This window comes from Chryseobacterium foetidum (assembly GCF_025457425.1).
GTDB classification, from domain to species: Bacteria; Bacteroidota; Bacteroidia; order Flavobacteriales; family Weeksellaceae; genus Chryseobacterium; species Chryseobacterium foetidum.
Map to the genome: position 1 here is coordinate 1,452,241 of NZ_JAMXIA010000001.1, position 13,242 is coordinate 1,465,482.

8 protein-coding genes are annotated in these 13,242 nt (G+C 38.0%); 7 read left to right on the top strand and 1 reads right to left on the bottom strand.

Going from position 1 to position 13,242, the window contains the following annotated elements:
* Window positions 1-41 precede the first annotated feature (41 nt).
* A complete protein-coding gene (gene rpoB, locus NG809_RS06815; protein ID WP_262149224.1) occupies window positions 42-3,860 on the bottom strand; it encodes a DNA-directed RNA polymerase subunit beta in 3,819 nt (1,272 codons plus the stop codon).
* Window positions 3,861-4,512: 652 nt separating this feature from the next.
* On the opposite strand from rpoB, the gene NG809_RS06820 reads away from it, so the two are divergent.
* The 7 genes from NG809_RS06820 to NG809_RS06850 all read left to right on the top strand — a co-directional run bounded on the left by NG809_RS06820 (window position 4,513) and on the right by NG809_RS06850 (window position 12,921).
* The gene (locus tag NG809_RS06820; RefSeq protein WP_262149226.1) at window positions 4,513-4,692 is read left to right on the top strand and encodes a hypothetical protein; all 180 of its coding nucleotides are present in this window, start codon (window positions 4,513-4,515) and stop codon (window positions 4,690-4,692) included.
* 78 nt (window positions 4,693-4,770) lie between these two features.
* The gene (locus NG809_RS06825) at window positions 4,771-5,586 is read left to right on the top strand and encodes a hypothetical protein (protein ID WP_262149228.1); all 816 of its coding nucleotides are present in this window, start codon (window positions 4,771-4,773) and stop codon (window positions 5,584-5,586) included.
* 30 nt (window positions 5,587-5,616) lie between these two features.
* Complete coding sequence (locus tag NG809_RS06830) at window positions 5,617-6,762, top strand: hypothetical protein (protein ID WP_262149230.1); 1,146 nt, start codon at window positions 5,617-5,619, stop codon at window positions 6,760-6,762.
* Window positions 6,763-6,955: 193 nt separating this feature from the next.
* Complete coding sequence (locus NG809_RS06835) at window positions 6,956-7,609, top strand: hypothetical protein (protein WP_262149231.1); 654 nt, start codon at window positions 6,956-6,958, stop codon at window positions 7,607-7,609.
* Window positions 7,610-7,662: 53 nt separating this feature from the next.
* The gene (locus NG809_RS06840) at window positions 7,663-11,538 is read left to right on the top strand and encodes an Ig-like domain-containing protein (protein WP_262149233.1); all 3,876 of its coding nucleotides are present in this window, start codon (window positions 7,663-7,665) and stop codon (window positions 11,536-11,538) included.
* A 35-nt stretch (window positions 11,539-11,573) separates the two neighbouring features.
* Window positions 11,574-12,173, top strand: coding sequence for a hypothetical protein (locus NG809_RS06845; protein ID WP_262149234.1), 600 nt, complete (start codon window positions 11,574-11,576; stop codon window positions 12,171-12,173).
* A gap of 181 nt (window positions 12,174-12,354) precedes the next feature.
* Window positions 12,355-12,921, top strand: coding sequence for a TlpA family protein disulfide reductase (locus NG809_RS06850; protein ID WP_262149236.1), 567 nt, complete (start codon window positions 12,355-12,357; stop codon window positions 12,919-12,921).
* The last annotated feature ends 321 nt before the right edge of the window (window positions 12,922-13,242 follow it).

The window sequence follows — 13,242 nt, forward strand, 5'->3', positions numbered from 1 at the left end:
ACAGAATTTCAAATTTCAAACAAATTAATTTCAAATCGAATTTATTCCTCAAGTCTTACGTCTAATCCAAGACCCTGTAACTCGTGAAGTAATACATTGAAAGATTCAGGAATACCTGGTTCAGGCATTGCTTCTCCTTTCGCAATCGCTTCATAAGTTTTTGCTCTACCAATCACGTCATCCGACTTCACAGTAAGGATTTCTCTCAGGATATTTGATGCACCGAATGCTTCAAGTGCCCAAACCTCCATCTCTCCGAAACGCTGTCCACCGAACTGAGCTTTACCTCCTAAAGGCTGCTGAGTAATCAATGAATAAGGTCCGATAGAACGTGCGTGCATTTTGTCGTCTACCATGTGTCCTAATTTCAACATGTAGATGATACCAACCGTTGCTGCCTGAGTAAATCTCTCTCCGGTACCACCATCGTAAAGGTGAGTGTGACCGAATTTAGGAACTCCTGCTTTCTCTGTGTACTCAGTGATCTGATCAAGAGTAGCACCGTCGAAGATTGGTGTAGCGAACTTCATTCCCAGTTTCTGACCAGCCCATCCAAGAACTGTCTCATAAATCTGTCCGATGTTCATACGTGAAGGCACCCCAAGTGGATTCAATACGATATCAACCGGTGTTCCGTCTTCAAGGAATGGCATATCTTCCTGACGGACGATTCTCGAAACGATACCTTTGTTACCGTGACGACCTGCCATTTTATCTCCAACGTTCAGTTTACGTTTTTTAGCGATATAAACCTTAGCCAACTTCATGATACCTGCCGGAAGCTCATCACCGATAGAAATTGCGAATTTCTCACGGTTTTTAACTCCCTGAATATCGTTGAATTTGATTTTGTAGTTGTGAATCAACTGTTTGATCAATTCATTCTTATCGTTATCAACCGTCCAGTCTGAACCGCTAACGTTTACATAATCTTCAACAGACTGAAGAAGTTTTAAGGTAAATTTGGTTCCTTTACCGATGATTTCTTCGTCTAAATCGTTGGTTACTCCCTGAGAAGTTTTACCTCCAACAAGTGTATTTAATTTTTCAATTAAAGTATTTCTCAACTCGTCAAACTTCGCTTTGTAAGTATTTTCAATCTCTTCAAGCTTCAGTTTTTCTTCAGTTCTCTTCTTTTTGTCTTTGATGTTTCTTGAGAACAGTTTTTTGTTGATTACAACACCTCTCAATGATGAATCTGCTTTCAATGAAGCATCTTTCACATCACCGGCTTTGTCACCAAAGATTGCTCTAAGAAGTTTCTCTTCCGGAGTAGGATCTGATTCTCCTTTTGGAGTAATCTTACCAATCATGATATCACCAGGCTTCACTTCAGCACCGATTCTGATCATACCGTTCTCATCAAGATCTTTTGTAGCTTCTTCAGATACGTTTGGAATATCTGCTGTCAATTCTTCCATACCTAATTTGGTATCACGAACTTCAAGAGAATACTCATCCACGTGGATTGAAGTAAACCAGTCTTCACGCACAACTTTTTCGTTGATTACGATTGCATCCTCGAAGTTGTACCCTTTCCAAGGCATGAAGGCTACCACCAGGTTTCTACCTAAAGCCAATTCTCCGTCTTCAGTTGCATAACCGTCGCAAAGAACCTGGCCTTTTTGTACCACATCACCTACTCTTACGTTTGGTCTCAATGTAATGGTAGTACTTTGGTTGGTTTTTCTAAATTTAGTAAGGTTATATGTTTTAGTAGCAGACTCGAATTGTACCAAATCTTCGTCTTCGCTTCTGTCATATTTAATTACGATTCTGTCAGCATCCACATACTCTACAGTACCTGTACCTTCAGCATTGATCAAAATTCTTGAATCTCTTGCAACCTGCTGCTCAAGCCCTGTACCAACGATTGGAGCCTGTGGCTTCAACAATGGAACTGCCTGACGCATCATGTTTGATCCCATCAATGCACGGTTTGCATCATCATGCTCCAGGAACGGAATCAATGAAGCTGAAATACCGGAAATCTGGTTTGGCGCAACGTCGATCAAATTAACTTCAGAAGGCTCTACTACAGGATAATCACCATCTAATCTGGCAATAATTCTGTCTGTTAAGAACGCTCCGTTATCATCTAACTCAACGTTTGCCTGAGCAATTACTTTGTCTTCTTCGTCCTCTGCATTCAAGTAAACCGGCGCATCGTTTAGTGCAACTTTACCTGATTCTACTTTTCTGTATGGAGTTTCGATGAAACCAAGTCTGTTGATCTTAGCATAGATACCTAGTGAAGATATCAAACCAATGTTTGGTCCTTCAGGAGTTTCGATAGGACAAATTCTACCATAGTGCGTATGGTGAACGTCACGTACCTCGAAACCTGCTCTTTCTCTTGATAAACCACCAGGTCCCAGGGCAGAAAGTCTACGCTTGTGCGTGATTTCTGATAGTGGGTTTGTTTGGTCCATGAACTGAGAAAGCTGGTTGGTACCAAAGAATGAGTTGATTACTGATGTTAAAGTTTTCGCATTAACAAGGTCAAGCGGAGTAAAGATTTCGTTATCTCTAACGTTCATTCTCTCCTTAATTGTTCTTGCAATTCTCGAAAGACCTACACCAAACTGTCCTGCCAACTGCTCACCCACAGTTTTAATTCTTCTGTTTGATAAGTGGTCAATATCATCAACCTCAGCTTTGGAGTTTACCAATTCGATTAAGTGTCTTACAATCGCGATGATATCTTCTTTTGTAAGAACTTCAGTAGTGGTAGGAATATTAAGACCTAACTTTTTGTTTAGTCTGTAACGTCCAACTTCACCTAATGAATATCTCTGCTCAGAGAAGAATAATTTTTCGATAATTCCTCTTGCAGTTTCCTCATCTGGTGGATCTGCATTTCTAAGCTGACGGTAAATATATTCTACTGCTTCTTTTTCAGAGTTGGTAGGGTCTTTCTGTAAAGTATTCTGAATGATAGAGAATTCGTTTGAATTTTCTTTGTGAATCAAAATAGATTTCACACCTGCATCCAAAATAAGATCTAAATGTTCTTTTTCAAGAATCGTTTCTCTGTCTAAGATGATTTCGTTTCTTTCGATAGAAACCACTTCACCGGTGTCTTCGTCTACGAAATCTTCGAACCATGTGTTCAATACTCTGGCAGCCAAAGTTCTGCCTTCCACTTTCTTAAGGGCAGCTTTAGAAACTTTCACTTCTTCTGCAAGGTCAAAAATCTGAAGAATATCTTTATCAGATTCATAGCCGATAGCTCTTAATAACGTAGTTAAAGGTAATTTTTTCTTACGGTCGATATATGCGTACATTACGCTGTTGATATCGGTCGTAAATTCCATCCAGGATCCTTTGAAAGGGATAATTCTTGAATAGTATAATTTTGTTCCGTTTGCGTGGTAAGTCTGCCCGAAGAATACACCAGGTGAACGGTGAAGCTGCGTAACGATAACCCTTTCAGCACCATTGATGATGAAAGAACCACTCGGAGTCATGTAAGGAACCGGACCTAAATAAACATCCTGCACAACAGTCTGGAAATCTTCGTGTTCCGGGTCTGTACAGTACAATTTAAGTCTTGCTTTTAAAGGCACTGAATACGTCAGCCCTCTTTCCACACACTCATCGATTGAGTAACGTGGTGAATCTACCAGATAATCAATAAATTCTAAAACGAACTGATTTCTGGAATCGGTGATAGGAAAATTTTCCTGGAAAGTCTTATACAAACCTTCGTCTGTTCTGTCTTCAGGAAGTGTGTCTAGCTGGAAAAACTCTGTAAACGACTCAATCTGGATATCCAGAAAGTCCGGCGTTACGATTTTTCCTTTCGCTGACGAGAAATTAATTCTTTTCTCCTGAGTTGTAGCTGTTGTTTTACTCATAAAACTTTTAAGAAAGGTTAAAAAATATTTTGATTAAAAAAAATATCAGAAAAAGAAGAAACAAGATAAAAGTAAAAAGGTAAAAGTGTTTTTGGCGCACAGAGAACCTTAATATTAACATATTGATTTCTAATTATTTCTAACTGCAACGCTGGTATATCTTTTCACAGCGTAATGCAAAATACTTTTAAGGTCTTTTGAGGCAGAACTGCCAAATATTTTTAAAATAAACACAGCAAAATCTCTTTCAAAAAATATGAAAGAGCTGATATTGAGTATTTTAGAAATTTTTATACAAATTTTTGCGCCAAAAGAGACTGCAAAAATACAATTTTATTTCCTAATACACAAAAATTCATTAAAAATCAACCACTTAAAAAGTTTCGCTAAACTAAAAAGGACATTACAACCTGATAACTGAAAAAAACCATTAAAAATAATAGTACTCATTATAATATCCAAAAATTAAATACATACCAAACAAATTTTGATATTAAAATTTAAATTATTAAAATATTATTAAAAAACATTATTAATTAATTTTAATAAAAATATTAATATTATTTGGTTTTGTATTACGAAAAGTGTTTATATTTGCATCAAGTTAAAAAAATACACTAATAGTATTTTAAAACTTAAAAACATCATACCAATGAAAAATTTAAAAGAAAAATTAGCTGCTATTAACATCGAGCAGTTAGAAGAGAGAAAAGAGTTCACATTCTACACAATTAAGAATTGCAACCCACAGCCACCTTGCAATCCACAACCACCAGTAACTCCTCCTGTTAATCCAGGAAACGGTGGTGGAACTGGCGGTGGAGGTTGGTAAGAAACTTTCATAAGCTAAAGAAAAAGCGAGCTTTCCAGCTCGTTTTTTCTATTTCTAACCAAATATCTCTGCAATACGATGAAAAAAGAAAACAGTATAGGTTTTTACCTGTTTCAAAATCTCCTCCTCATCATATCTACAGGCTATAAGATAAATGATAAAAATATATTTTCTGCATTCCAGCATGGCGTGAAAGAATACAGAGACTTCGTTTTTCTGCAGGATGGAGTAATTGACAACGATATTGACTGGGTTTCTCAAGTGGAAAACAGCGCAAATATTTTAGCCCAAACCAACCAACATTACAAAAATGCAATCTTTTCTTTACTGAAAGTTTTCCCTGCTGATCATCAGTTTTGGGAATACCTCGCTGTGGAAGAAAAACTCTACTATTCTTACATCACCAAAGAAAAATACAACAACATCAAAAAACCGGTTCTGGAAATTTCTGATTTTGAGGAGATGTCTTACAACAAGCACAATCTTGCGCTGGTTCCCATCAAAGGAATGGACTGGCTTTTCGAAGCTAAAGCCGGCTATGATGACATTCGAAATATTTTCACCTGTGTTTTTAACGGAATGCAGATGATGGATGATATTGATGACTTTGCAAAAGACTTAGCTTCCGGACAGTGGAATCTGCTCCACAGCGACGTAAGAAAAATAATTACGGGCGAAAATTTAATAAATGATGAAAATCTTGATCGTTTTGAAGAACGCATTTTTTATGCTTCGGGATTATGTGAGAAATACAGCCTTTACACTTTGGAGCAATACAACAATGCCTTGATTAATTCTGAAAAATTTGATTTTCCTGAACTTAAAATCTGGCTTACCCAAATTATTGAAGAAGTAAAAGAGAGCATCACACTCGTGCATAAAATTACTCAGTAACGCAACCACAGAAAATTCAAAACTTATTTGATGATGAATCTGCTTGGCGCCCAACCCGTTTTTACCCAAAAGAAAAATGGTAATTATGTAATGGAAATCAACAACAACTTTTTCGATATCGACGAAGAAGTAAAGACAGTAATGCTCGCTCTCTCAAAGGCCGAAAATTATTCTCAGGCCTCTAATCTATACAATGAATACACTCAGGAGATTCATTCTGAGGAAGATTTCACCTTTTACAGTACCGAACTTTTAAAGAAATTTGATTTAGATAATAAAAAGAAGAGCTTTCTTCTATTTGAGCAAATCCTCATTCCTGAAAAAAATGCAGGAAAAATATCCCAACTTATTGGTTTTTTATTTTATCCTCCTTTATTCTGGATTGCATTTACTTCATTGATATTATTTTCGGTTTACACTATTTTTTTTGATGTGAACACACACCGCAACGGAAATTTTTCAGTTTCAATTATTTACACATCTGCACTGTATTTTGTAACCATTATTTTTCACGAGTTTGGTCACGTAGCTGCCTGCAGAAGGTTTACTGGCAAGAACGGAGGTATCGGTTTTGGAATTTACATCCTCTATCCGGTTTTCTACTCAAATATCAGCGCAGTGTGGCACTCTACAAAACAGCAGAAAATAATCGCAAATCTTGCAGGAATCTACATGCAGCTTTGGTTTGTATTGGCATTTTACCTACTTGGCAGTTATACTGGCAATGGTTTCTTTGTAGCTTTTAGCAAAGTAATGGTTTTCATGTGCTTCATCCAGATAATCCCTTTTATAAGATCTGATGGCTACTGGCTTCTGAGCGACTTGACCGGAGTAGCTAACTTACTTGAAAAATCAGGCAAGAAAGTAAATGACTTTATGAAGAATCCAATTGCGTTTTTCACCACTAAAGACTACGTTCATTATTACCTTTTCGCTTATGGTATTTTTAATCTGTTCTTTGTTTTTTCATTTACTTATTATGAAGTCAGATACAACTATGCTGCAATTTTGGATTACCCATTCTACTTTTGGGGATTAATCAGACAATTTATTAATGGTGATTGGCATAAAATACAATTTGATTTAAAATATTTTTCTGTAACGTTATTTTACTATATAATTTACAGTTACGGAAAACAGCTTTTTGAGAAAATTTTTAGGAAATCAGGGGGATAAAAAGCTAAAATTTAGCACAGACGACCGAAAATTTTACAATTTCTACAAATGTTTAGCGCAAAATTACAAATAATTTAAAATATTACTATTATTTAACTATTATATTAATAAAATAAGTTTATTGTTGATTTTTATTAAAAAATATAGTTATATTTGTGTCGCACTATTGAAAAAATTTAAAAAACTAATAACCTTGGCTAATTCCCTTTGCCTTCCGATGGTTTTTACCTCAAAGCGTTTCCCATTCTGGGTAGTGCTGTTTTTCATTTTTTCTCTTTTCAGCAAGCTTAACGCGCAGGTAGGTTTCGGAACAGCAGCACCAGAACATGTAGGAATATTTTTAAAAGGAAGTGCTACTGTTCATTCATCAGACGAATTATTCAATGCCCAGGTTGCATCTCGGAAGATAAAGATTCGCAATGATCCACAGAGTTTACTGAGTATAAAGAAGGTAGGTTCAAAAATTGTCATTAAAAACCAAGCAAGAACGATAACTTTTGTTGAAGAGGCAAAAATTGCTCAGAAAAAGAAGACTGAAGAGGTAAAGAAATCTGTTGACAAAAATATAAACGCAACACTTTCAAAGGTAAGGTATAGTCTGAAAGACAATATAAAAACTCATTCTTCGGAGCAGTTTGCTTATTTGGGAGGGTCTCTGAAGCCGAATTTTATTACTCCTTATCCTACACAAGATTTCCAAAAAGGAATTTCAGAAAAACAATATGCAATCCTGATCAGACCATTCAATTATTTTCAGGAGAAAAAAATACTCGATTACAATAGCCAAAGCAAGAAATTTGGATTTACAAAAGTCTTATCCGTAAGACCCCCACCAGTTTTATGTTAAACATCAATTTTATTTTTTTTAAATAAAAATTTTAACGTAAAAACTTAACTAAAATGAATTTTAAATTTATACTTAAGTGTAGCAAAAAGCTTCACAAAGGACTTTTATTGCCTTTATTGCTTATTCCTACCTTATATTATTCCCAGACATATCCCGATTTGGAAATGGGGAATGTAACACCTAGTATCAATACAGCTACCAGTGTTACAGTAGCATTACAAAAAGACAATACCAATAATACCACCACCACATTAGTCAATTACAGCACTCCTAGTGCATTTACCACCAATTTCACTGTAAACGCTACAGAGTATACTAATGCCGTAAGATTTGGCGCATCCGGCGCCGCACCATACTACACCTTAATGAATATTTTAGGTAATGCCGGAAGCGACAATGGAGAATACACAAGTAATACGGTACCTACAAATGGCACAGGCCTAGATATAGCTGTAAATCACGCAATGCGTGTTGAAGCCTCATTTGCAGGTGCTGGAAGCCAACCCGGAAACGGAAGAATAAAACTAGGTGAGATCACTATCACACTTGGAAGAGGAACCAATAATCCTCATCTTCATTTCAAAGGTTTAGGTGGAACTGCAGTTGACGGTAATGTGTCGACAGGCATAACAGCAGAATTTACAGTAAAGTCTGTTCTTAATTCAGCAGGAGCAGAGATTGCTCCCGGAACGATTTTAAATCTGTTATCAGGAACTAATCTTTCTATAAACCCCACACTAAGACAAATAAACAACGACTACACCAGTGCTGCAAACGCTGCAACGTCCAGCTCTGGGAGAGGCACGGTTCGTTTTGAGAATCGTGACATAAAAACCATTATTCTGGAAGTATTTGGAAATAGAAATGGAGGTTCCGCTACAGCAGTAACATGGAGCGGTTTAGATGCGTTTTATATTGGTCTATCAGCTGCAGAATCTGATTTAGAAGTAACCAAATTTGTAAGTCCAAGCGCTGTAAGTGCAGGTGATCAGGTTGTTTTCACAGTAAATGCAAAAAACAACGGTGCCTCACACAATACCAATGTGATTGTTGACGACATACTTCCGTCAGGATATACTTATATTTCACACAGTGCAAGTCCGGGCACCTATCTTCCTTCTTCGGGAGTCTGGAATATAGGAACTTTAAATGATCAGGTAACTGCAACGCTTACGGTAACTGCGAGAGCAAAATCGTTAGGTATGTATAACAATGAAGCCGCCATTACAACATCAAGTGCTCTTAGCGATCCGGATCTTACAAATAACTCATTCTCAGTAGCCGCATTAGTAGACAGCGACAGAGACGGTGTTGCAGATTCTGAGGATCTTGATGATGATAACGACGGAATACCAGATACTCTTGAAGGTTTCTGTGCATCTACTCCTACCCTTCTGAAAACGGGAACATTTTCTGCCATCGGAGCAGGAGCTGCGGGAAGACCTACAATAAATTTTGAAGTTCCAACAACAGGTTCAGGAAGACGAACAGTTCTTCTATTAGTTACCGTAGAGCGTGATCACACCCCATCTCTGGGAGGCAATTGGGAATCAACTGTTTACACAGCAGCCAACAACACATCTCTGATGCCTGATGTTACTTTTGGTACTTCAGCCATGGAAAAACGAAACTATAACTTTGCATTTGACGCCGCCGCTAACCAACTACCAAACCAAGCGCGTTTAAGCAGAACACAATATGTTTACGCATTATCCGACAGCAATGCCGGTGGAATTCCTAATGGTACGCAAAATATCAACTTAACCAATTTTGTTTCCGGATTAAATGCAGGTGATGAGTTTACTGTACAGATTTTAGTTTATGACCAGGTAAGAAGTATTGAACTTGGCGGTTCTAACGTAGCATTTGCCAATACCAGTGGATTCCCTTCTTCAATAACGGTAAGCAACAATACCAACGCTTCCCAATCCTCTCCGCTTTCAGCAAATGATGTATTGCTGGCATTCGGAGGTAATTCGAACGGAAACGGAATGACATTAAGCTCAGCATGGACACCAATATTCAATTCTAAGATAACAAACGGAGCAGGAACTTATACAACTTTTTCAGGTATCCCTACCGGAAGTTCAGAAAATGATGGTTTATCTACTGCAATAGCAACGATTACCGGTGTTACAGGTACCCAATCTGTTACTTTTAACTTTAATACGAATAATGCATTATTAGGAAATGCAACGATGTACAGATTAAATGGATATGGTTCAAGCTGTACAGTACGAGATACCGACGGAGACGGAATTTCTGATTTTCTGGATTTAGATTCTGATAATGATGGTTGTGTAGATGCTTTAGAAGGTGCAGCCACTATTACAAGTTCGCAACTTGCCGCTGCTCTTGGATCTTTAAGCGTGGGAACAGGTTCTGCAGCAGCAAATCAAAATTTACCTGCGCCAGTAGGAAACACACCGACAACCAAAGGTATTCCGCAGGTGGCAGGAACAGGACAGGCTATAGGAACTGCAATAATAGCAAACCTCAGCCCTTGCTACATCGATGCAAAAAATGACATCAACCAAACGCCATTGAATACCGCTGTTGCAGGTTTCTTACTTACAAATGATGTGAGCGGAGAAGGTGCCGTGACATTATCATCAGCACAGGTTTATAATGCATCGGGAGTTCTAGTAGCGTTACCAGTAATTGCTACAGCACCGGGAACAGGCACTGCAACGTCGGTTTACACAGCCACAGGCACATTGGCAGGTACTATCCGTCTGTACTCTACGGGAGAATACCGTTTCGTTCCAGCTACAGGATTTGTTGGTACAGTGCCTGTAAATTATACGGCTGCCAATGCGGTTGGAGGCAGCGATACTGCTCAGCTTGAAATTCAGGTTATTCCGGTTACAAATCCGGCAGCGAATGACGCTCCTGTAGCCCTTAACGACACAGGAGTTACCAAAACCGGAATTACATTAAACTCTAATGTTTTAGGAAATGACAGTGACCCGGATACTGGAAATACCCTTACTGTAACAGGGGCTACTCAAGGGGCTACTGTTATTGGTAACGGAGGAACTGCTGTAAATGTAACAGGAGTGAATGCAGCAGGCGCAACAGTTACTGCCGGTACTTTTGCCTTAACATCAACAGGAAACTACGCCTTTACACCAGAAACAGGATTTGTAGGAACTGTAAACCCTATTACGTATACAATAAGTGACGGAAACGGAGGAACAGATACTGCAACCGTAAATATCGAAGTAAAACCAGCAAATGCTCCACCAGTAGTTTTTGCTAATGATGATGCAAAAGCAACAGTGAAAGGAGTTTCAGCAAGTGGAAATATGCTTACAAACGACTCATCAACAGCTACCGGAACATTATCGGTGACCAGTGTTACCATTAGCGGAACCGCTGCCGCACCTTCAGGTGCCGGGATACTGATTTCGGGCGTTGGTACGGTGACTATCAGTTCTACAGGAGCTTACACATTCTTACCGCTTCCTACATTTGTCGGAACATACGTGATTCCTTATACTACATGTAATAATGCGACTCCTACACCATTCTGCTCTACAGCATCGTTATACCTTACCTCACTTGATCTTCCAGGATATTGTTACAAAGAACCAATCACTACAGCTACCAGAAATCAGCCAGTGAAACACGGTATCACAGCACTCAACAGAGCGGGATCAGGAAGCACGGAATGGCCTACAGTTAGACAGGGAGCATGGACGGTGCTTGAAGCTAAAACTAAAGGTTTCGTTATCAACAGAACAACTTTTGTTGACGAAGATAGCAACCCTGCTACACCACCTACTCCACCTACATCTGCTATTCCTGCAGCCAACTATGTAGAAGGAATGATCATGTATGACAACGGTGTCCATTGTCTGAAAGTGTATACTGGAGCAGCAAACGGATGGCAGTGCTACAACACACAGGCTTGTCCGGACTTTTAATAATTTAAGTTTAATACTAATTTAAATTCAACAACATGAAAAAATCAATCAGTATATTAATGATCTGTGCAACGCAATTTGCCTTTGCACAGATCGCCATCGGAAAAGCGTCTGTAACGACTCTGCCGGCATCTACAACTCCAAACCCATCTATTTCGTTAGAGTTTGGTGATTATGCCGGCGCGCAACTGGGAAAAGGCATTATACTTCCTTATGTAAACTCTGCGTCTGCCGTAGTGAATGCTGTAGAAGGAACTTTCTTCTATGACGTAAGCGATAAGATTGTGAAGTTGAAAAACGGCACCAACTCTTATTTCAATTTATCAAAAAACGAAACTACAACGGTAGGTCTTAATCCTAATTTTGATACTACAGGTGTTGTTTCTACAGCTTTACAGGACGCTCCAAACATCAATGAATTTCCAGATGCGAAAGTAAACATTGGCCTTTCAACCTCATCTACTCCCCCGGGAATTTTGGTTTTGGAGAATGCCAATCAGGCAATGATTCTTCCGAAAGTTGCCAGCCCGCATCTTAACATTATTAACCCGGAACCCGGAACTATGGCTTACGATACCGTGACCAAACAGCTTGCTGTTTATAATGGTAAAGTGTGGTCTTTCTGGAAACCTTAGGTTTATTTTTTTCACACCAAAGCGAGGGTTGCCGGATTTATTTTCGGCAACCCTTTTTTATAAAGATCATCTGGCTTCATGTGACCAAGATTATTATACTAAACTTCTGTTTAGAGAATAATAAAAATCTCTATTTTAGCATCTAAACTAAACATGGTAATCTACCAGTAATAATTTTAAAATGAAACAAAATATTTTTCTGCTCTTATTTTTAATTTCCATCGGTCTTTCTGCACAGAACGCAACCGTCTGCAATCTTCAGAAATCTGATGCATCCAATGCCTTGAAAGTCGATCAGAATGATTTGATCTGTATCGCAAAAAATTCTGATAGACCTTACACTGTATTTTATACCTTAGCTTCGTGGTGTGCCCCATGCAGAATGCATTTTCCCGACGCTGTAGAACTGGAAAAAACGGGAAAAGTAAATCTCTTTGTTGTACTGGTAGAATCTGAACAGGATAAAAGATTGGGCAATGCCATTAACTTCATTAAATCTACATTTGAAAATGTGAAATTTGGAGTCTTAAAAGATGAAATATATGGTACGAAAACCGGGAAAAGAAATAAAAAGATTGCCAAGGAAATCACACCAACACATAATGAAATGATTGCCGATTACGGAAAATTCATTCTGGTTGACCAAGGAGGAACAGTTCTTTACGTCACCAATTGGAAAGATTACAACAAAGACTGGCAGAATTCTAAGAAAATGCTTGAGAATAAGATTTTGCCTTTAATCAAGTAAATTCATTCAAGTTAAATTACGTATTTATACTGAATGGAATTTTAATTAAACCCTGTACATTTGTAGAGAAGAAAAAAAGAAAAAAAAGTTAGTTCGCTTAATTTTTATGTCCTGCCATTGGCGGGACTTTTTTTTGTCTCTCTTGAATTAATATTTGATTACAATTACAATCTTAGATAAAGTGCATATCTATCGAAGAATTGAAATTTTGGACATCAGTTTTCAACACCCTAAAATTTTTACCTGTAGCGCTTTACTCCAAATTTGGGAGACTTTGCAGAGCGATGTTCTCATAGCCAGTACCTATCAAACTGCATTAAA

What these genes read in the sequence shown, in the direction of transcription:
- NG809_RS06820 (WP_262149226.1), top strand. Translation starts at nt 4,513, where the DNA reads ATGAAAAATTTAAAAGAAAAATTAGCTGCTATTAACATCGAGCAGTTA.
- NG809_RS06850 (WP_262149236.1), top strand. Translation starts at nt 12,355, where the DNA reads ATGAAACAAAATATTTTTCTGCTCTTATTTTTAATTTCCATCGGTCTT.
- NG809_RS06830 (WP_262149230.1), top strand. Translation starts at nt 5,617, where the DNA reads ATGATGAATCTGCTTGGCGCCCAACCCGTTTTTACCCAAAAGAAAAAT.
- NG809_RS06840 (WP_262149233.1), top strand. Translation starts at nt 7,663, where the DNA reads ATGAATTTTAAATTTATACTTAAGTGTAGCAAAAAGCTTCACAAAGGA.
- NG809_RS06825 (WP_262149228.1), top strand. Translation starts at nt 4,771, where the DNA reads ATGAAAAAAGAAAACAGTATAGGTTTTTACCTGTTTCAAAATCTCCTC.
- rpoB (WP_262149224.1), bottom strand. Translation starts at nt 3,860, where the DNA reads ATGAGTAAAACAACAGCTACAACTCAGGAGAAAAGAATTAATTTCTCG.
- NG809_RS06845 (WP_262149234.1), top strand. Translation starts at nt 11,574, where the DNA reads ATGAAAAAATCAATCAGTATATTAATGATCTGTGCAACGCAATTTGCC.